At 73.8% G+C, this 18,685-nt stretch carries 19 protein-coding genes; 9 read left to right on the top strand and 10 right to left on the bottom strand.

The window, feature by feature from the left end; translation table 11 throughout:
- Positions 1-84: 84 nt before the first annotated feature.
- Positions 85-639 (bottom strand): DNA-binding protein, encoded by a 555-nt coding sequence (locus ACWGN5_RS14570; RefSeq protein ID WP_453514767.1) that lies wholly within the window; start codon positions 637-639, stop codon positions 85-87.
- Positions 640-747: 108 nt separating this feature from the next.
- On the opposite strand from ACWGN5_RS14570, the gene ACWGN5_RS14565 reads away from it, so the two are divergent.
- The gene (locus tag ACWGN5_RS14565; RefSeq protein ID WP_453514764.1) at positions 748-1,194 is read left to right on the top strand and encodes a hypothetical protein; all 447 of its coding nucleotides are present in this window, start codon (positions 748-750) and stop codon (positions 1,192-1,194) included.
- 918 nt (positions 1,195-2,112) lie between these two features.
- On the opposite strand, the gene ACWGN5_RS14560 is transcribed toward ACWGN5_RS14565, so the two are convergent.
- Positions 2,113-4,278: a putative bifunctional diguanylate cyclase/phosphodiesterase gene (locus ACWGN5_RS14560; protein WP_453514762.1), complete on the bottom strand. Its 2,166-nt coding sequence runs from the start codon at positions 4,276-4,278 to the stop codon at positions 2,113-2,115.
- Positions 4,275-5,087 (bottom strand): SAM-dependent methyltransferase, encoded by an 813-nt coding sequence (locus ACWGN5_RS14555; protein ID WP_453514760.1) that lies wholly within the window; start codon positions 5,085-5,087, stop codon positions 4,275-4,277. The genes ACWGN5_RS14560 and ACWGN5_RS14555 overlap by 4 nt, the downstream gene beginning before the upstream one ends.
- Before the next feature lie 542 nt (positions 5,088-5,629).
- Here ACWGN5_RS14555 and ACWGN5_RS14550 point away from each other — a divergent pair.
- From ACWGN5_RS14550 to ACWGN5_RS14540, 3 genes are all read left to right on the top strand, one after another.
- A complete protein-coding gene (locus ACWGN5_RS14550; protein WP_453514758.1) occupies positions 5,630-6,376 on the top strand; it encodes a hypothetical protein in 747 nt (248 codons plus the stop codon).
- A 50-nt stretch (positions 6,377-6,426) separates the two neighbouring features.
- Entirely contained in the window at positions 6,427-7,191 is a 765-nt protein-coding gene (locus tag ACWGN5_RS14545) for a bestrophin-like domain (RefSeq protein ID WP_453514755.1), read from the top strand.
- A gap of 161 nt (positions 7,192-7,352) precedes the next feature.
- Positions 7,353-7,910, top strand: a complete 558-nt coding sequence (locus ACWGN5_RS14540) for a hypothetical protein (RefSeq protein WP_453514753.1) — start codon at positions 7,353-7,355, stop codon at positions 7,908-7,910.
- A gap of 114 nt (positions 7,911-8,024) precedes the next feature.
- Here the strand turns inward: ACWGN5_RS14540 and ACWGN5_RS14535 are convergent, their stop codons facing one another.
- Positions 8,025-8,552, bottom strand: a complete 528-nt coding sequence (locus tag ACWGN5_RS14535) for a hypothetical protein (protein WP_453514751.1) — start codon at positions 8,550-8,552, stop codon at positions 8,025-8,027.
- Between the two features lie 393 nt (positions 8,553-8,945).
- Between ACWGN5_RS14535 and ACWGN5_RS14530 the strand changes: the two genes are divergently transcribed.
- A complete protein-coding gene (locus tag ACWGN5_RS14530; protein ID WP_453514749.1) occupies positions 8,946-9,605 on the top strand; it encodes a class F sortase in 660 nt (219 codons plus the stop codon).
- 161 nt (positions 9,606-9,766) lie between these two features.
- Here the strand turns inward: ACWGN5_RS14530 and ACWGN5_RS14525 are convergent, their stop codons facing one another.
- The gene (locus ACWGN5_RS14525) at positions 9,767-10,645 is read right to left on the bottom strand and encodes a polysaccharide deacetylase family protein (RefSeq protein ID WP_453514746.1); all 879 of its coding nucleotides are present in this window, start codon (positions 10,643-10,645) and stop codon (positions 9,767-9,769) included.
- A 90-nt stretch (positions 10,646-10,735) separates the two neighbouring features.
- Between ACWGN5_RS14525 and ACWGN5_RS14520 the strand changes: the two genes are divergently transcribed.
- Positions 10,736-11,197 (top strand): universal stress protein, encoded by a 462-nt coding sequence (locus ACWGN5_RS14520; protein ID WP_453514744.1) that lies wholly within the window; start codon positions 10,736-10,738, stop codon positions 11,195-11,197.
- A gap of 89 nt (positions 11,198-11,286) precedes the next feature.
- Here ACWGN5_RS14520 and ACWGN5_RS14515 read toward each other — a convergent pair whose 3' ends face one another.
- A complete protein-coding gene (locus tag ACWGN5_RS14515; RefSeq protein WP_453514742.1) occupies positions 11,287-12,513 on the bottom strand; it encodes a CapA family protein in 1,227 nt (408 codons plus the stop codon).
- 260 nt (positions 12,514-12,773) lie between these two features.
- Here ACWGN5_RS14515 and ACWGN5_RS14510 point away from each other — a divergent pair, with 260 nt between their 5' ends.
- The 3 genes from ACWGN5_RS14510 (at position 12,774) to ACWGN5_RS14500 (ending at position 14,472) form a co-directional block, all read left to right on the top strand.
- Positions 12,774-13,340: a sigma-70 family RNA polymerase sigma factor gene (locus ACWGN5_RS14510; RefSeq protein WP_453514739.1), complete on the top strand. Its 567-nt coding sequence runs from the start codon at positions 12,774-12,776 to the stop codon at positions 13,338-13,340.
- 4 nt (positions 13,341-13,344) lie between these two features.
- A complete protein-coding gene (locus tag ACWGN5_RS14505) occupies positions 13,345-13,767 on the top strand; it encodes a PaaI family thioesterase (protein WP_453514736.1) in 423 nt (140 codons plus the stop codon).
- A gap of 207 nt (positions 13,768-13,974) precedes the next feature.
- Positions 13,975-14,472, top strand: a complete 498-nt coding sequence (locus ACWGN5_RS14500; RefSeq protein WP_453514734.1) for a hypothetical protein — start codon at positions 13,975-13,977, stop codon at positions 14,470-14,472.
- A gap of 19 nt (positions 14,473-14,491) precedes the next feature.
- Here ACWGN5_RS14500 and ACWGN5_RS14495 read toward each other — a convergent pair whose 3' ends face one another.
- The 4 genes from ACWGN5_RS14495 to ACWGN5_RS14480 form a co-directional block, all read right to left on the bottom strand.
- Positions 14,492-15,700, bottom strand: coding sequence for a histidine kinase (locus ACWGN5_RS14495; protein WP_453514731.1), 1,209 nt, complete (start codon positions 15,698-15,700; stop codon positions 14,492-14,494).
- A complete protein-coding gene (locus ACWGN5_RS14490; RefSeq protein ID WP_453514730.1) occupies positions 15,697-17,448 on the bottom strand; it encodes a sodium/solute symporter in 1,752 nt (583 codons plus the stop codon). The genes ACWGN5_RS14495 and ACWGN5_RS14490 overlap by 4 nt, the downstream gene beginning before the upstream one ends.
- A 10-nt stretch (positions 17,449-17,458) precedes the next feature.
- Positions 17,459-17,845: a hypothetical protein gene (locus ACWGN5_RS14485; protein ID WP_453514728.1), complete on the bottom strand. Its 387-nt coding sequence runs from the start codon at positions 17,843-17,845 to the stop codon at positions 17,459-17,461.
- 78 nt (positions 17,846-17,923) lie between these two features.
- The gene (locus tag ACWGN5_RS14480) at positions 17,924-18,676 is read right to left on the bottom strand and encodes a LytR/AlgR family response regulator transcription factor (RefSeq protein ID WP_453514725.1); all 753 of its coding nucleotides are present in this window, start codon (positions 18,674-18,676) and stop codon (positions 17,924-17,926) included.
- Positions 18,677-18,685 lie beyond the last annotated feature (9 nt).

Genomic DNA, 18,685 nt, shown 5'->3' with positions numbered 1-18,685 from the left:
GGTCGGCGGCCTGGCGCGCGGGGCTGCGGCGCGGCCGACGGTCGGCGGCCGGGCGGCGCGGGGCTGCGGCGCACTGCCCGTTGGTCAGCGGCCGGTCGTGCGGACCAGGGCTACGGCCTCGTCCGTGCGTCCGGCGCCGCAGACGCGGAGGATCTCGGCGAGGCCGGGGTGGTCCCCGTCGAGGAGCGCCGCCGCGGCGAGGATGTCGACGGCGCCCGCGCGGCTGGTGAGCAGGTCGCGCAGGCGGAGGGCGAACCGCAGGTCGGGGTCGGCCGAGGTGTCCTCCGCCTCGTGCTGCGGGAGCACCGCGGCGCCCATCGAGTCCTGGCCCGGTGTCCGGCAGGCACGGATCTCCGCGAGGACCTCCGGCACCCTCCCGTCCGGTACGGAGCCGGCGCGGACCTCCTGGGCGAGGTGGAGGACGGCGGACAGGCGGGCCGCCGCGTCGGGGTTGGCGATCCGGGCGCGCTGGCCCCGCATGACGAGGCTGAGCATGGCGGGCGAGATCCCCAGGATCTCGGCGAGCCCGGACTGGGTCGTTCCGAAGCGCTCGCACAGGTCCCGGCACAGCTCGCCGAGCGGAGCCCCGTACCACTGTCGCTGGAGTTCCTGGTTGCGGGCGATGGCGGTCGCGTCCATGGAAGGAAGCTAGGCCTCCGAATTGACACTTGTCAAAGGGAGTTTTCATATGTCAATCTCCCCGTCGGAAGGCACGACCTCACCCACCCTCACTGATGGGACGTCACCATGCCCTGGAAGCGCACCACTTCGCTCGCCGCCGTCGCCGCCCTCGCCGTCCTCGGGCTGACCGCGTGCGGGGCCGACGGCACCGACGCCAAGGGCGGCGCGACGGCCACCGCCACCCCCACCACTCAGCCTCCGGCCGACAGCGGCGCCTCCCCGACCACCGACGCGCCCACGACCGGCGGCGTGAAGAAGCCGGACGACCTGCCCGCGGGCCTGCCGCTGCCGACCGGAGAACTGACCTCGGTCACCGGCAGCCAGGGCGCCTACGTCCTGACCTTCACCACCCAGGACCCGAAGGCCGTCGTCGCCGAGTACCGCAAGGCCCTGGAGGGCGCGCAGTACACGGTGGTGGACATCGCCGGCGTCTTCACCGCCACCTCGGACAAGACGTCCGTCTCGGTCGCGACGAGCGCCGACACCGTGGTGCTCACGCTGGCAACGCTCTGACCCACCCCGTTGTGGGCGCGCTTCCGCCCGTTGTGGGCAGGCGTTCCGCAAGGGGCGGAACTGGTGGGCACAACGGAACGGCGCTCTTGCCGGCGCCAGAGGCTACTGAGCCTGGACCCGCACCCGGTGCACCGAGCTGGTGGTGCGGGTCACGGCGCGGAACGCGGAGGCGCCGCTGAGCGCGCCGTCCCGTGTGCCCACCCGTCCCGCCCCAGCGGGACGATTGCCCACACGGGGGGGGACCCTCGTCACGTACGGGGAACTTCCCCCACCGGTGGGCCTGCTGATCGCCCATCAGCTCATGGACGCCTTGACCGCCGTCCACGCGGCCGGGCTCGTACATGGCGACGTGAAGCCGTCCAACCTGCTCCTCGCGGCGAGCGGCCCCGGAGGTCCGGGCCGGGGCCGGGGGCGGCCCCGCACAGGACGCCTACGCGGCGGGGCTCGTCCTGCGGGAACTCGGCGCGCCCGCCGACCTCGTGGCCGCCATGACTGCCGAGGCACCCGGGGACCGGCCCGCCGCCGGGCCGCCCTGGGGCCCGAGCAATGGCCGGTCCTGTGGGAGGGCGAACCCTTCCTCGTACCGGACCAGTTCGCAGACGGTCCGATGGACACGGCTCCGGAGCGCCCCCCGACGACGACCGCTCCCCCGTCGGCTCCCCGCCGCCGGGGCCGCAGAGCCCTCGGGGCTGCCGTCCTCGGCGCCGTCGTATGCACCGCCGCCGTGATGACCGCGCTCTCCACACTCACCGCGGGCCCCGGGTCCGCGGACACTCCGGCCTTCTCCACCCCGACCCCGGTCCGCACCCTTCCGGCCGTGGTCGAGGAGGGGCCGCCGGACCCTTCCGGCCCGGCACCGCCCGGTACGAGTGGGCCCCTCAGCTCTCCGAGGAGGACTGAGGGCCCACCGCGCGAAGCTCAGACCGCGTCCGCGAGGAGCAGGGAGTGGATGCGGTCCGGGGCGCCCGGGCGGGCGTAGTACCAGCCCTGGGCCGTGTCGCAGCCCAGGTCGCGGAGCTGGCGCGCCTGGGCGCCGGTCTCCACGCCCTCGACCGTGACCGCCAGTTCCAGGCTGTGTGCCAGCGAGACGATCCCCTCGACGATCTTGAGGTCGACCGGGTCCACCGGATGCTGCTGCATGCCCCGGGTGAAGGACCGGTCGAGCTTGAGGACGCTCACCGGCAGCCGCCGGAGATTGGCCAGGTTCGAGTAGCCCGTGCCGAAGTCGTCGAGCGCGATGTCCACGCCCATCTCGGCGAGTTGCCGCAGCGGCTTCAGGAGGTCCTCGTCGGCGCCGATCAGCGCCGACTCGGTGACCTCCAGGCAGAGCGCGCCCGGTTCGAGGCCGGAGCGCTCCAGGACGTCGACCGTGTCGGCGACCAGGCGCGGGTGGTGGAGCTGCGTCGGCGACAGGTTGACGTTGATGCGGAGCGGGCCGCCGTCGGAGTGCCGGGTCTGCCAGAAGCGGGCCTGGCGCACGGCCTCCTGGAGCACCCAGCGGCCGAGCGGCACGATGAGCCCGGTGTCCTCGGCGAGCGGGATGAAGCGGTCCGGGCCGAGCACCCCGTGCTGCGGGTGGCACCACCGGACGAGGGCCTCCGCGCCGTGCACGCTGCCGTCGTCGAGGTGGACGAGCGGCTGGTACTCGATGAAGAACTCGCCGCGCTCCAGGGCCGTCGGCAGGGCCGTGGTGAGCCCGTGCCGGGTGATGGCGCGGGCGTCCGCCTCGGGGTCGGCGAGCTCGAAGCGGTTCCCGCCCGCAGACTTGGCCCGGTACATGGTGATGTCGGCGCTGCGGAGCACCTCGGCCGGGGTCCGCTCCCCTGCCGGTCCCTCGACGACGCCGAGGCTGCCGCGCACGGTGAGTTCGCGGCCGTCGATGCGCAGGGGTGTGGCGAGGGCGGCGAGGATGCGGTCGGCCATCTCCGTGACGTCGCGTTCGCCGCCGGGGGCGGTGGTGAGCGCGACGAACTCGTCGCCGCCGAGCCGGGCCACCATCTCGCCGGCCCCGGTGACGCAGCTCTGCAGCCGGTCGGCGACCTCGACGAGCAGCCGGTCGCCGGTGGAGTGGCCGAGGCTGTCGTTGATGACCTTGAAGCCGTCGAGGTCGAGGTAGCAGAGGCCGAAGCGGGCGTTGTCGCCGGGGGCGAGGGCCTTCTCCAGGCGTTCGAAGAAGAGGGTCCGGTTGGGCAGTCCGGTGAGCGCGTCGTGGGTGGCCTCGTACCGCAGGCGCAGATGGAGCAGGCGCCGTTCGGTGGTGTCCTCCATGAGGGCCAGCTGGTACTGGGGGCGGCCTTCGGCGTCCCGGAGGAGCGAGACGGTGAGGTTGGTCCACAGAACCGTTCCGTCACCGCGGTAGTACGGCTTCTCGACGCGGTAGTGCTCGCGCTCGCCGCGGACCAGCTCCTCGTACAGCTTCCAGACGTGCGGCCCGTCCTCCGGGTGGACCCACTCGGAGACGTTCCGGCTGCGCACCTGGCCCTCCATCCCGCCGAACATGCGGGTGAGGGTCTCGTTGACCTCCAGGACGTTGCCGTCGAGGTCGGCGATGCCGATGCCGATCGCCGCCCCGTCGAAGACGGCGCGGAAGCGGCTCTCGGTGGCGTGCAGGGCGATCTCGGCGGCGCTGCGGGCGGTGAGCGCGGAGCGGGCGATGGCCTCCTGCTCGACGAGGGTCCGCTCGCGCAGGGCCCCCGCGTAGCCGGTGGCCATGGCGTGCTGGAGCCGGGCGCAGCGGGCCCGCAGTTCCTCGGCGGGGAGGTCCGACTCCGTACCGCAGTAGAGCACCAGGTACGAGTCGACGACGCCGAGGCTGCGGCCGAGCGCGTCGGGGTCGGTGCAGTGGGCGGCGACGAGGGCCGCGCCGGTGCGCTGGGCCGGGGCCGTGTCGAAGGGGCGGGCGTGCAGGGCGTCGCACAGGGTGCGGGCCAGCGGCAGCAGATGCCCCTCGAACTCGGCGCGGGTCAGCGACGTGGCGGTCACCGGGAAGATCGCGCGGCTCCAGATGGTGACGAACCGCCTGAGTCTGTCCTCCGGACCGTCGGCTTCGGCGACGGCGCCGGACGGCTGCGTCGGGACCTTCACGCCTTGCGCCCCACCCCTGCGAACCCGGAGAAGGCGTACGGATCCTCCTCCTCGGCCGGGCTGTCCGGCCGCCACAGCGGCATCGGGACGACTCCGGGCTCGATCAGTTCGGTGCCCTCGAAGAAGCGGGTGATCTCGTCGCTCGTCCGCATCACCAGGGGGTTGCGGATGTTGCGGTAGACCCCGACGGTGCCGCCGGCCTGTTCCTCGGGGAGCGGGATGCCCTCGTACGAGGCGTGGGTGAGGATGACCAGGCTGCCGGGGGCGAGGGCGTCGATCAGCTCGGCGACGGCCTCGTACGGGCGGTCCTCGTCCTCAAGGAAGTGGAGGACGGCGACGAGCAGCAGGGCCACCGGCCGCTCCAGGTCGAGGAGTCGGGTCACCTCGGGGCTGTGCAGGATGTCGGCCGGCTTGCGCAGGTCGGCGGAGACGACGGCCGCGCTGTCGTCGCCCGCCAGGACGGCGCGGCTGTGGGCCACGGCGACGGGGTCGTGGTCGACGTAGACGACCCGGGCGGCGGGGTCGGCGGCCCGGGCGACCTCGTGCACGTTGCCGAAGGTGGGTATGCCGGAGCCGATGTCGAGGAACTGGGTGACGTCGTTGTCGACGGCGTGGCGGACGGCGCGCCGCATGAAGGCACGGTTCGCCTGCATGATCTTGGGCAGGCCAGGCATGAACTCCATGGCCTTGCGCGCCGCTTCCCGGTCCACTTCGAAATTGTGCGAGCCGCCCAGATAGAAGTCGTACATACGGGACACGCTCGGTACCGAAATGTCGATACCGGGCGGGGCCCAGGCGGGACGCTCCATCAATGTCTCCAACAAGTCGCCATGGGGGATGCGGCCAGGTGTTCGCGGCCGGTGTTCGAGGTGAGGCTACTGATCGCCCGCCGGGAGAGCGAGTAGAAACGGAAATTCGCGGTCCGTTCTTGGTCACACGCCATTGGCACGTGCTCTTGGAACGCAGAGTTCACGCCTTCAGGCTGTGCAAATTCACGTGCATATGATCGTGCGTCGGTTCCCGGGACGGTGCCGGTCGCGCCCGGTGGACCGCCAGACCCCGTCCGTAGCTCGGCTGTTGCCGCCCTCGGGGCCGGTCGCCGGTGCAGGATGCCCTGTTGGCCGTCCCGTCCGACAGGGCGACAACCGGACACTTCTTGCCCGGGAGGCCTGAACGGACCGTGTCGGCCACCCGTCCGGAATCATCGCTCCCGGCAATAACGGGCATTGCGCCGAATCCGTCACCGGCTCCTGGCGAAACGTCAAGCCCAGACATCCGGAGATCCCCTCCATCTGGCGAATCCCGCCCGATTCCGCCCCGGCGCGCCGCCGTTGTGATCAAGCTCGACGGCGTGTCTCTGTACGGATCACTCCTCGCGCGGCCGCTGGCGGCCCTCGGGCTCGTGTGGCTGCTCGCCGCACCGGCGCCGGCCGCCGCCGACGCCTGCGCCTACGCCTCGACCGACTCGGGCGGTTCACAGATCGCGGTCGCGATCGCCGGCGACGGCGGCCACCACGACGACGGCCACGACAACGGCGGCGACGGGAACGGCGACGACCACGGGAACGGCCGGGGCGGCGGGAAGGGCCACGGCAAGGGCAAGGGCCACGAGCACCACGGCAACGGCAAGGGGAAGGGGCACGGGCATCACCACCACCCGAACCCCTGCGACCCCGAGCCGCCCCCGCCGTGCCCGTCGCCCACACCGACGCCCACGCCCTCCCCCACGCCGACGCCCGAGCCCCCCAAGCCCTCCCCGTCCCCCGAGCCGACCCCGAAGCCGGAGCCGCCCCCGCCGCCGAAGCCCGAGCCGGTTCCGCCCCGGCCCGCGCCGAAGCCACCGGCCACCCGGCCCGCACCCCGCCCGGAGCCGCCGTCCCCCGCGCCTCCGACCACCACGCCTCCGAAGCCCGCCGCGGCACCGCCGTCCCCGCCTCCCACCGTGCGGCCGCGACCGTCGACCCCGGTGGCGCTGCCCAGCTACCGCCCGGCGACGCACACCAAGAAGCAGGGGGGCACCTCCGTCGTCACCGCGACGCTGATGATCACCGCCCCCGCCGTGCTCGCGACGGCGATCCTGCGCCCGCGCTCCAAGTGACGCGTCGTCCCCCTCATCCACCGACCCTCTGAATCCCGCCGGAGGAATCCATGTCCGAATGGCTTGTTCTCTCCCTCGCGATGGCCGCCGCCTGCGCCGTCGTGCTCACGATCGTCGTCATCAACAACCGCCGGATCCCCGAGGACGACGACCCCAGCGAGACCCCGGACGTCATCGAGTACATGACGATGATGATCGGCGTGATCTACGCGATCGTCCTCGGTCTGGCCATCGCCGGCGTCTGGGAGGCCCGGGGTGCCGCCCAGGAGACCGTGCGGCAGGAGGCCCAGGCGATGCACGAGATCTCGGCGCGCGCCGAGGTGTACCCGCAGGACGTCCGCGCCAGGATCCGCGCCGACGTCGACGCGTACGTCGCGTACGTGGTGCACGACGAGTGGACGTACATGGCCGAGAAGGGCGAGCTCAGCGACGAGGGCACCGCGCTCCTGGAGAAGGTGCGGCGCAGCGTCACCGACTACCAGCCGGCCAACGACTTCGAGGGGCAGGCGTACCAGCCCCTGGTGGACCAGGTGGCCCTGGCCGACGACGCCCGCGGCGCACGCGGGCAGAGCGCCGGGGAGACGATGCCGGGCGTGGTCTGGTTCGGTCTGATCATCGGGGCCCTGGTGACGGTCGGCCTGATCTTCACGCTGCAGATCCGCAGGACCGGCCGGGAACTGCTGCTCGCGGGGCTGTTCAGCGTCCTCATCGCCTTCCTGCTGTTCCTCATCTGGGACTTCGACGCGCCGTTCGGCCGGGGCATCTCGGCGACCGCCGCGCCGTTCACCGATCTGTTCCCGCAGCTCACACCGTGAGCCGGCCCGTGCGAGTGGGCCACTCGGGGGACTTCGGTGCCCCATTCGCACGTCTGGGATCGCGGCTGTGGTAGTGCGCTCCTAGCGTTGCGGGCATCGAGGTGCGCGGCTTCGCGGGAACCCCCTCCCGCGGCTGCCCCTCGGGACCCGGAGGATTCACCATGCGCGCGATACGTGCCGCATCCACTGCCCTGTTGGGGGCGGCCGCCATCGCCCTGGCCGCCCCCGCCGCCCTCGCTGCGGACGGTGCTCCCGCGAACCCCCCGCGGGCACCCAGGGCCAAGGCACCGGGCGATTTCGTCGTGTCGCCCGCGGTCGTCGCACCGGGCGGCCGGCTGACGCTGAGCGCCCCCGGCTGCGCCAGTACGGCGACGGCCTCGGCCGGCATCTTCGACACCGTCACCATCCCGCCCGGTGCGACGGCGTCCGCCACCGTGGACGCGGACGCCAAGCGCGGCGCCGTGTACACGGTGCTCTTCAACTGCACGGGCGGCGTGCAGGACACCGTCGCCCTCACGATCAGCGGTTCCCCCACCGCCACCCCCACCATCAGCGCCACGATCCTCACTCCCCCGCGCGGGGTGCGGGGCGGTCTCGGCGGCTCGATGGCCCCCACCGGCACCGAGATCGCCGTCGGCGGCGCCCTGGTGGTGCTCGCGGCCGCCGGAGCCGGGGTCTACGCGGTCCGTCGCCGCTCCGGCTCCGGCCGGCGTCACTGAGCGGACGTCATGGCCCGGAGCGGTGCCCGGCGTCCCCGGACGCCCGTCGCCCCCGGGTCCCGGCAGGGACTCGGGGGCGACGGGCACAGCGGGCCGACCGGGAGGTTCGGCCGGTCAGACTCCTGCGCCGGTCACACGCCGACGGCGGGCGATGAAGAGGCCACCGCCGAGCGCGGCCGCGGCGACGAGCGAACCGCCGACCGCCATCTCGGTGGAGCTGGGGGCCATCGAGCCGCCGAGGCCACCCTGCGCGCCCTGGCCGGCCAGGACCCGGAACGACTGGGTGAGTGTACGGCCGTTGCACTGGACGGCCAGGTTGTACTGGCCGGGCGTCGCGTTGTTGAAGATGCGGACGGTGACGGTGGAGACCCCGTTCACGGCGGCGGGGAGCGTGGCCGTCGCGAAGGCGTTGGACGTGACCGTGCCGCCCGCGCAGCCCCGGACGGTGATCGTGAGGAGCGCGCCCTGGTGGACCGCGAAGGGGGACACCGTGACGCCGTTGGAGTTGTCTCCGCCCCGCTCGGCCTGGAAAGCGCTGACGGTCACGCTGCTGGGCCCGTTGGTGGCGGTGGCGAGGGGGGCCCCGAGTCCGAGCGCCGCGAGCGCGGTCGCCGTCACCGCCAGAGTGCGTGCAGCACGCATGGTTGAACCTCCAGTGGAAGACGCCCCGAAGCGGTGCTCCGGAAGTTTCGACGAGTGCGCCTTCCATGACGAACCATCACAAGCCGGTGCGAGCCGTGCACGTCGGCACTGGGCCACCCCGGTGAGGCGACACGCCGGGGTGAAGTCCCCCTGAGGACAAGGAATCGCAGGTCACAGCCGTCCGGGGTGCTTATCTGACGATTACTCGGATGGGTCAGCCGGGCCGTCACCCGGCTGCCCCACGCCACCCCGTCGCCGAGGCGCGCCGCCGCACACCTCCGTTCCCGGGGCCCGGACACCCGTCCGGCGGCGGCCCCCACCCGTTCGCGCCGTCCGGCGCGACGGCCCGCGCGACCGCCCTTACCGTTCTGACGACGCCGAGAAGGGAGAACCATGCCCCCGAAGGACTTCCGCGTCTTCGAGCGCAGGAGACGCCAACCCTGGGGCGTCCTGGCCCTCGCCATGCTGTCCGGGCTCGCGATGATGCGCAACGGCGTGGACATCGCCCACGGGCCGCCGCAGCCCGCCGCGGCGGCCCGGCCGGTGGCGCGCCCGGTCGCCCCGCCGCCCGCCGCGAACAACGGGCTCGAACCGCTGCCCTTCGCCCCGGCCTCCCGGGTGAAGATCCCGGCGATCCAGGTGGCGGCCCCCCTCATGGACGTCGGCCTGGACGAGAGCGGCTGGGTCGCGGCCCCGCCCCCGGAGGACCCCAACATCGCCGGCTGGTACCAGAACGGCATCGCGCCCGGCCAGCGCGGCACGTCCGTCATCGTCGGCCATGTCGACAACACGAAGGGCCCCGCGGTCTTCTACGGGCTCGGCTCCCTCCAGAAGGGCCAGCACGTCGAGGTCGAGCGGTACGACGGCCGTGTCGCGATCTTCGAGATCTACGGGGTCGAGGTGTACGCCAAGGACAACTTCCCCGGCGTGCAGGTGTACGCCGACAACGGGGAGCCGGAGCTGCGGGTGATCACCTGCGGCGGCGGGTACACGCGCGCGCGGGGGTACGACGGGAACGTCGTCGTCTACGCGCGCATGGTCGCCTCGCGCTAGCCGGCCGCGCGCCCCGCGGAAGGGCCCCGGCACCTGGTGTGGTGCCGGGGCCCTTCCGCCGTACTGGGGTGGTCGGTACCAGGAGGCGGTGCGGCACCCGGGGCCGATTCGGCGCCTGGGCCGATTCAGCGCCTGCGAACGATTCGGCGTCCGGGAACGATTCAGCGCCGGGGGACGGTGATGTGGTAGCCGGAGTCGAGGAGTTCGGGCAGATAGCGGCGGAGCGCGGCCACGCTCTGGGAGCGGTTGCCGCCGGCGTCGTGGGAGAGGACGACGACGCCGGGCGCGGCCCCGTCGAGGACGCGGCGGACGATGGAGCCGGTGCCGGGTTCCTTCCAGTCCAGCGTGTCGACGGTCCAGGCGAGCGGCTCCATGCCGAGTTCGGCGCCGATCTCGAAGGAGAGCCGGTTCCAGGCGCCGTAGGGCGCGCGGTACCAGAGCGGGGGCGTACCGAGGACCTGTTCGACGATCTCGCTGGTGGAGCCGAGCTCGTCGCGGATCCGGGAGGGCTTCAGCCGGGGGACGAGGGGGTGGGACCAGGTGTGGTTGCCGACGGTGTGGCCGTCCGCGTCCATCTCCCGCAGGAGGTCCTGGTTCTCGACGGCCATCTCGCCGCAGACGAAGAACATGGCCCGGCAGTCGTACCGGCGCAGGGTCTCCAGGATGCCCGGGGTGTACCGGGGGTCGGGGCCGTCGTCGAAGGTCAGCACCATCGAGCGGCCGACGCCGGACATGCTCAGGAAGGGCCGCTGCCGCACCGGCGGCACCGCACGGCGAAAGGCCGGGGGCGCGTACGAGGTCATCGGCTGGAGCCGGTACGCGGACGGGCTCAGCCGCGCGGCGTGCGCCTGCGCGCCTGCGGCCGGGCCCGCGCGCCCCGCGCCGGAGGCGGTGGCCCCGGGGGTGGCGGCGGGGCCGGTGGCCGCCTCTGGCTCGGCGAACCGGTCCGCCGCGAACAGTCCGACCGTGGCGGTGGCCCCGAGCGCGGCGGCGAGGCGCAGAACGGCCCGGCGCGTGCTGGGCATCTGATCCTTTTTCATGACTAATGGTCCCTACGGGCGAGGGCCCGCGTGGCTCAGCGACACTGGCCCTCTGTCCGAAAACACCCGATGAGCCGATAGCCTCGAAGAGTGAGCGAACAGCAGCCCGGCCGGTTCGAACGCGGCACCGACGGCCCGAAAGTGATCATGGCGGGGGTGGACGGCTCCGCCTCCTCCCTGCGCGCCGCGGCGTACGCGGCCGGGCTCGCCCGGCGCCAGAACGCCCTGCTCGCGCTCGTGTACGTGCAGCCGGTGATCCCGGCGGGCGCGGCGCTGGGCGCGCCCGTGACGGGGACGACCGAGGAGATCGCCGAGGACCTCGTCGCCGAGATCCGGGCGTCCGCGGAGAGGGTCAAGGACCTGTGGCGGATGCGGTGGGAGTTCCACACCTTCCGGGGCGACGCCTACGCGGGCCTGGTCCAGGCGGCGGAGGAGCTGACGGCGGACGCCGTGGTGGTGGGCGCCTCGGAGTCGGCCGGCCACCGCTTCGTCGGCTCGGTCGCCGTCCGTCTGGTGAAGGCGGGCCGCTGGCCGGTCACCGTCGTGCCGTGACGGACGAGCGGCCCGTCGGAGTGGTGCCGTGACCGACGAGCGGCCCGCCACCGTCGTGCGTTGACCGGCCCGCCTGCCCGTAGGGCGTTCTACTTCCCCATCACCAGGCCGTCCTTGTCGGCGCCCCGGCCGAGGACGACCTGCCGGATCGTGTCGCGGATCTCCGTCTCGCGCGCGTCCCCGCCCTCCGCCGCGCCCAGGTTCACCACCCGGCCGTGCGCGCTGTCGAACCACTGGGGGAGGAACTCCGCCTTGGTGACCTCCCAGCGCCCGCCGGGGGTCCTGGGCGGGGCGAAGGTGAAACGGCCGATGCTGCTCATGTTGCCGCGCGCGTCGTAGGCGCCCTCGTGGTTGATCATGTCGCCGGCGATCTGGTCGCCCATCCCGTAGATGATCCAGGTCCCGTTGACCTTCTCGTAGGCCTGCGGCACGTGGGCATGCGTACCGATCACCAGGTCGATGTCCGGGCGGCCGCCGCTCTGCGAGGCGGTCAGCGCTCGGCCGAGGGAGAGCTGCCGCCCGTCCGGCTCGGTCTGCCACTCGCTGCCCCAGTGGACGCTGACCACGACGACGTCCGCCCCGGCGGCGCGGGCGGCGCGCGCGTCGGCGACGACCTTGTGCTCGTCGAGCAGGTTGACGGCCCAGGGCTTGCCCTCGGGCAGCGGGTAGCCGTTGGTGTCGTAGGTGTAGGCGAGCTGGGCGACCGTGGCGCCGCCGGCCTTGAGCAGGGTGGGCCGTGACGCCTCCTCGGCCGTACGGGCGGAGCCGGCGTGCCGGACGCCGGCCCTGTCGAGCGCGTCGAGGGTGCGGGCGAGGCCCGCCGCGCCGTCGTCGAGGGTGTGGTTGGAGGCGGTGGAGCAGGAGTCGTAGCCGGTCGCCTTGAGTGCGGTGGCGATCTCGGGCGGCGACTTGAAGGCGGGGTAGCCGGTGTAGGGCCCGCCCTTCTCTCCGTACACGGTCTCCATGTGGCAGATGGCCAGGGACGCGCGGGAGACGATGGGCTTGGCGCCGGAGAACATGGGGCCGAAGTCGTAGCCGGCCCCGTCCGCGTCCTCGGCGGCCCTGCGGATGATCGAGTCGTGCGGGAGGACGTCGCCGGAGGCGACGAGGGTGAAGCCGGCGGGCGCGGAGGCCCCGCCGGGGGCGGCGGACGGGGCGGTGGGGCGCGCGGCCCCGGTCGCGCTCCCGGCCCCGGGAGTGGCGCCCGGGGTGGGGGCGCCGGCGATGGGTTCGGTTCCACCGGTGCAGCCGGTCGCCGCCGTGAGCAGGAGCGCGGCGAGTGCCGCCACCCCCGCGGGTCTGGTGCGTGAGGTCATGTACGGCACTCCGCCCGAATCATGTGATGAACATCTGTTCTGACGAATTGATCTCCTGGGAAAGCCGCAGTCAAGGGTCAAGGCCGCACAGGATGACGAACCCCGCTGAAACGGACGCACCGACTCCGCCTGACCGTTCGCCGCGCCATTCGCCGCTCGGTGCGACCGTTCGTCGCACACCGCTGTCCGTTCCCTGTCCCTCGCCGTCCGGATGCGTTCGTATACGCCCCGGACGACGAGCCGCGGGAGAGGCGGGCAGCATGACGACGGCGACGACGGCGACGACCGACGAGCGGACCCTGGAGGAACTGCAGCGGGACCACGGTCCCGCGCTGCTCTCCTTCCTGCTCTCCCTGACCCACGGGGACCGGCAGCGGGCCGAGGACCTGGTCCAGGAGACCCTCGTACGGGCCTGGCTCCACCCCGAGGCCTTCGACGGCCCCTACACCTCGATGCGCCCCTGGCTCTTCACCGTGGCCCGTCGCCTCGCCATCGACGCCCGCCGCTCACGCCTGGCCCGGCCCGCCGAGATCGGTGACGGCGTCCTCGCGGTGACGCCCGACCCGGCCGACGCCACCGCCTCGGCCGAGGCCGCGCTCGACGTACGGGCCGCCGTACGGGAACTGAGCCCCGAACACCGGGCGGTGCTCGTCCGGCTCTACTTCCACGGCCTCACCGTCAAGGAGGCCGCCGTCGAGCTCGGGATCCCCGCCGGGACCGTCAAGTCCCGCTCGCACTACGCGCTGCGGCAGCTGGGCCGCTCCCTGCCCGGCTACCGGCCGCGCCGCCCGGCCGTTGCCCGGGTCCGCGCCGGGGCCCCACAATGACGCCGTGACGCTGACACTCACCGCCGCCGAACAGGTCCTCGCCGACAACTTCGCCCCCTGGGTGCTCGATCTGGGCCTCACCGTCGAGTCCGTCGACACCGTCGACGGACACGAGGCCGTACTCCGGCTCCCCTGGTCCGACCGGCTCGCCCGCGAGGGCGGCGGCCTCTCCGGCCAGGCCCTGATGGCCGCCGCCGACACCGCGACGGTCATCGCGGTCGCCGCGGCCCGGGGCGGCTTCGTGCCGATGACCACCGTCCAGCAGTCCATCAGCTTCCAGCGCGCGGTGATCGGCGCCGACGTCCTCGTACGGGCCCGGCTCACCAAGGCGGGGAAGCGGATGGCCTTCGCCGACATCACGATGACGGCCGAGGGCTCGGAGGAGACCGCGGCCCACGCGACCGCGGTCTACGCGCTCCTGGGATAGGCCGACCAGCCGCTCCCCCACCCCTCCCGTCACGCTCGACCCGCCCGACACCAGGAACCTCACCCGTACCGATCCGGCCGGGAAACGTATCCGAAACCACACGGGCGAGTTGAGCAAAGCGGCACCCGCGGGGGCCCTTCACGGAGGAGGCTCTCCCCCGGGCCCCTGACGTCCGGGGCCCTCCACATCCGGGAGAAGGTGGGAGCGTTGCTGCCCGAGAGCACGAACGGCGCCGGCGGCACCAGCGGCGGCGGCCTCGCCGTCCCGATGGCCTGGCTGTGCGCCGAGTACCTGGCCGACGAGGTGCTGCGGGCCGCCGCGCTCGTGGCCCCCGGCTCACTGGAGTACCGGGCCGGCCTCCAGGCCCTGGCCCTCACCGTGCACCTCGCCGAGGAGCCGGACGGACCGGTCGGCGCCCGGGCCGCCTGCCGGATCGACGAGTGGCTGCGGCACACCGCGTACGACCGGCCCTGGCCGCCCTGGGTCGAGGAGCGTCTCGCCGCCCGGCGGGCGGACGGCGGCGAAGGCCCCGACCTGGCGCTCGCGCGGACCGCCTGGCAGCAGCTGCGGGACACCTGGATCCGGGCCGCCGACCTCGACGGCCGGACCGACCCCGAGAGCCCGGTCGACGAGGCCGAGCAGATCTGGCTCCCCGCCTGGAAGCTGGGCCTGCCGCTCGCGCACCTCTCCCTGCACCTTCGCTGAAGGGCGGGTGAAAGGGCGGCTACGGCGCCGAAGGATGCACCCCCGGGCGGTACTTGGGGACGCGTACCGTCACCTTCATCCCCGCACCGACGCCCGTCTCGATGACGAGGCCGTGCTCCGCCCCGTACACCTGGCGCAACCGCTCGTCCACATTGGACAGGCCGATGCCGGAGCCCGCCGGGTGCTCCCCGCGCAGGACGGCGCGCAGCCGCTCCGGGTCCATGCCGATGCCGTCGTCCTCGACGGTGACCACCGCCTCGGCGCCCGCGTCCCGGGCGGCGATGGTGACCCGGCAGCCCCGTTCCCGGTCCTGGAGGCCGTGCTTGACGGCGTTCTCCACGAGCGGCTGGAGGCAGAGGAACGGCAGGGTCACCGGCAGCACCTCGGGGGCGATCTGCAGGGTCACCTTCAGGCGGTCGCCGAAGCGGGCCCCGGCCAGCGCCAAGTACTGCTCGATGGAACGGAGTTCGTCGGCGAGCTGGGCGAACTCGCCGTGCTTGCGGAAGGAGTAGCGGGTGAAGTCGGCGAACTCCAGGAGGAGTTCCCTGGCCCGCTCCGGGTCGGTGCGGACGAACGAGGCGATCGCGGCGAGGGAGTTGAAGATGAAGTGCGGGGAGATCTGGGCGCGCAGGGCACGGATCTCCGCCTCCACGATCCGGGTGCGCGAACGGTCCAGTTCGGCCAGCTCCAGCTGGACCGAGACCCAGCGGGCCACCTCGGTCGCGGCCCGTACGAGGACGGCCGACTCCCGCGAGCCGTAGGCCACGAGCGCGCCGAGGACCCCGTCCTCCCCGGTGAGCGGGGCGGTCACCGCCCAGCGCAGCGGGCACGCCGGGTCGTCGCAGCCGCTGTGCGCGGAGCGGCTGCGACCGGTCGCCAGGGTCTCGGCGGCCTGCTCGGGGACGTGCGCCCGGTGGTGGTCCTCGCCCGGTCCGTCCCAGGCGAGGACCGCGCCCCGGTCGGTGAGGCAGAGCGCCTCGGTGCCGAGCAGCGAGCGGAGCGTGCGGGCCGCCTTCCGCGCGGTCTCCTCGGTGAGTCCGGCGCGCAGCGGGGGCGCGGCGAGCGAGGCGGTGTGCAGGGTGTGGAAGGTGGCCCGCTCGACGGGGGTCCCGAGGTCGGGGTCGGCGGTGCGGCCGCCGCGCCGGGCGGTGAGGCGGCCGAGGACGAAGCCCGCGGCGAGGAGTACGGCTCCGGTGGCGGCCGCGGCGGCGAGGGCGATGCCGCTCATCGGCGGGCCTCCTGGACGGGGACGGGGACGGTGCCGGTGATCTCCTCCGGGAGGTGGAGCCGGGCGAGGATGGCGGGGGTGCCGGGCGGGATCCGTCGGGGGGTGGCGAGCGAGACGAGCACCATCGTCAGGAAGCCCAGGGGGACCGACCAGACCGCCGGCCAGGCCATCAGGGTGTGCGGCCAGCCCTCGGGGGCGAGTCCGGCCCGGGTCGCCATCACGGCCGCGAGGGCGGAGCCGCCGCCGAGCAGGAGCCCGGCCATGGCGCCCGGCGGGGTGAGCCGGCGCCACCAGATCCCTAGGACGAGGAGCGGGCAGAAGGAGGAGGCGGAGACGGCGAAGGCGAGGCCGACGGCGTCGGCGACCGGGACCTTCGAGGCGACCACCCCGACGGCGAGCGGGACGGCCGTGGCGAGCAGGGTCGCGCGGCGGAAGTGCCGTACGCCGCGGGAGGACGCCCGGGAGGGCAGGACGTCCTGGGTGAGGACCCCGGCGACCGACATGGTGAGCCCGGAGGCCGTGGAGAGGAACGCGGCGAACGCGCCGGCCGCGAGGAGCGCCCCGAGGAGGTCGCCGAGGAGACCGCCGAGCATCCGGTCGGGCAGGACGAGGACGGCGGCGTCGGCGGAGCCGGTGAGGGCGAGTTCGGGGGCGTAGATCCGGCCGAGGGCTCCGTACAGGGGCGGCAGCAGATAGAACGCGCCGACGAGTCCGAGGACGATGAGGGTGGTGCGGCGGGCGGCGCGGCCGTGCGGGCTGGTGTAGAAGCGGACGGCGACGTGCGGCAGGCCCATGGTGCCGAGGAAGGTCGCGAGGATCAGTCCGTACGTGGCGTACAGCTGGTGCCCGTCGCGGCCCCCGGCGAGCGGCTGGGACCAGCCGAGGGGGTCGGAGCCGCCGGCGGCCCGGTCGGGCAGGGGCGCGCCCGGGGCGAAGGCGAGCGAGGTGCCGCCCTGGACGTGGTGGGTGCCGGGGGCGAGGGTGACGGTCCGTCCGGTGTACGCGACGGAGTCGACGCTGCCGGAGACGGTGACCGTGAGCGGGGCGTCGAGCCCGATCCGTACCGTGTCGGCGACCTTGACGACGGTGTGGCCGCGCAGCACGGCGGGCGCGTCGAACCGGGCCCGGGGCGCCCCGTCCCCGTACCAGGCGGCGAGCAGGAAGAGGGCGGGGACGAGCAGCGCGGTGAGCTTCAGCCAGTACTGGAAGGCCTGCACGAAGGTGATGCTGCGCATCCCGCCCGCGGCGACCGTGCCGGTGACGACGAGGGCGACGAGCAGCCCGCCGACCCAGTCGGGGGCGCCGGTGAGGATCTCCAGGGTGAGGCCGGCGCCCTGGAGCTGCGGCAGCAGGTACAGCCAGCCGATGCCGACGACGAAGAGGCTGGCGAGCCGCCGGGCCTGCGGGGATTCGAGGCGGGCCTCGGCGAAGTCGGAGAGGGTGTACGCCCCGGAGCGGCGCAGCGGGGCGGCGACGAGGACGAGCAGGACGAGGTATCCGGCGGTGTAGCCGACCGGGTACCAGAGCATGGCGGGGCCCTGGACGAGGACGAGTCCGGCGATGCCGAGGAAGGAGGCGGCGGAGAGGTACTCGCCGCTGATGGCGGCGGCGTTGAGGCCCGGCCGGACGGTCCGGGAGGCGACGTAGAAGTCGGAGGTGGTGCGGGAGACGCGCAGGCCGAGGGCGCCGATGAGGACGGTGGCGAGGACGACGGCGGTGACGGCGGCGACGGCGTAGGTCTGGTTCACGCGGGGCACGTCACCGTTCGACGAGGCCGGTGAAGTCGCGCTCGTTGCGCTCCGCCCGGCGGACGTACCAGTGGGCGATGGCCCAGACGGCCGGGTACACGCCGAAGCCGAGGGCGGCCCAGACGAGCGCCTCGGGCGCGGGCAGCGCGAGCAGCAGCGGCAGCGAGCCGACGAGCAGGGCCAGGGCCCCGAGCGCGGTGAGTGCGGCACGGAGCTGACTGCGCATCAGGGAGCGGACGTAGGTGTGGCCGAGGGTGGTCTGCTCGTCGATCTCGGAGCGGGCCGGCGGATGGGCGGGGCGCCGCCCGGCGGGCACGGGTACGGCTCCGTCGCCGTGGGCGGAGGCGTAGGTGACGGTCTCGCGCCGGGGCCTGCGCGGGGGGTGCTGCTCCGGCATCGGCGTCCGCTCTCTGACTGGCTCCTGGGTCCGTGGAGTGTATGCAGCCGGGGTGCGGCGCCGGTAGGGGTACGGGGCTCAGCCGCCGGCCCGGCGCATCAGGAGGTCCCGCAGGTGGCGTGCGTGGCGGCGGCTGACGGCCAGGTCGGTGTCGCCGATCCGCACCGAGGTGGCGCCGGCGTCGAGCCGGAGTTCGTCGATGCGGCCGAGGGCCACGAGGTGGCTGCGGTGGATGCGGACGAAGCCCCGGGCGGCCCACCGCTCCTCCAGGGTGGAGATCGGGATGCGGACGAGGTGGCTGCCCTGGTCGGTGTGGAGGCGGGCGTAGTCGCCGTGGGCCTCGACGTAGGCGATCTCGTCGACGGTGACGAAGCGGGTCACGCCGCCGAGTTCGACGGGGATCTGCTCGGGGGCCGCCGGGGCGGCGGGCGCGGCGGTGGCGTGGACAAGCTCGTGGATGCGGCGTACGGCTTCGGCGAGGCGCTCGCGGCGGACCGGCTTGAGGACGTAGTCGACCGCCTTCAGGTCGAAGGCCTGCAGCGCGAAGCCCTCGTGGGCGGTGACGAAGACGATGTGCGGGGGCCGGGCGAAGCCCGCGAGCAGCCGGGCTACGTCCAGGCCGGTGAGGCCGGGCATGTGGATGTCGAGGAAGACGACGTCGATGCCCTCGTCGCCGTCGGGACCGGTCTCCAGGGCGCGCCCGATCCTGCGCAGGGCCGCGGTGGCGTCGCCGGCGCCTTCGGCGGTGCGGACGCGGGGGTCGGCGCGCAGCAGGTAGAGGAGCTCCCCGAGGGCGGGCTCCTCGTCGTCGACGGCCAGTACGCGCAGCATGCGCGGGAG

Source organism: Streptomyces sp. NPDC055815 (assembly GCF_053616475.1).
Note: the sequence above shows the minus strand (reverse complement) of the source record. Positions and strands in the feature narration are given on the sequence as shown.

Coding starts and splice junctions, on each gene's coding strand:
- ACWGN5_RS14570 (WP_453514767.1), bottom strand. CDS start 639: ATGGACGCGACCGCCATCGCCCGCAACCAGGAACTCCAGCGACAGTGG.
- ACWGN5_RS14565 (WP_453514764.1), top strand. CDS start 748: ATGCCCTGGAAGCGCACCACTTCGCTCGCCGCCGTCGCCGCCCTCGCC.
- ACWGN5_RS14555 (WP_453514760.1), bottom strand. CDS start 5,087: ATGGAGCGTCCCGCCTGGGCCCCGCCCGGTATCGACATTTCGGTACCG.
- ACWGN5_RS14545 (WP_453514755.1), top strand. CDS start 6,427: ATGTCCGAATGGCTTGTTCTCTCCCTCGCGATGGCCGCCGCCTGCGCC.
- ACWGN5_RS14540 (WP_453514753.1), top strand. CDS start 7,353: ATGCGCGCGATACGTGCCGCATCCACTGCCCTGTTGGGGGCGGCCGCC.
- ACWGN5_RS14535 (WP_453514751.1), bottom strand. CDS start 8,552: ATGCGTGCTGCACGCACTCTGGCGGTGACGGCGACCGCGCTCGCGGCG.
- ACWGN5_RS14530 (WP_453514749.1), top strand. CDS start 8,946: ATGCCCCCGAAGGACTTCCGCGTCTTCGAGCGCAGGAGACGCCAACCC.
- ACWGN5_RS14525 (WP_453514746.1), bottom strand. CDS start 10,645: ATGAAAAAGGATCAGATGCCCAGCACGCGCCGGGCCGTTCTGCGCCTC.
- ACWGN5_RS14515 (WP_453514742.1), bottom strand. CDS start 12,513: ATGACCTCACGCACCAGACCCGCGGGGGTGGCGGCACTCGCCGCGCTC.
- ACWGN5_RS14510 (WP_453514739.1), top strand. CDS start 12,774: ATGACGACGGCGACGACGGCGACGACCGACGAGCGGACCCTGGAGGAA.
- ACWGN5_RS14495 (WP_453514731.1), bottom strand. CDS start 15,700: ATGAGCGGCATCGCCCTCGCCGCCGCGGCCGCCACCGGAGCCGTACTC.
- ACWGN5_RS14485 (WP_453514728.1), bottom strand. CDS start 17,845: ATGCCGGAGCAGCACCCCCCGCGCAGGCCCCGGCGCGAGACCGTCACC.
- ACWGN5_RS14480 (WP_453514725.1), bottom strand. CDS start 18,676: ATGCTGCGCGTACTGGCCGTCGACGACGAGGAGCCCGCCCTCGGGGAG.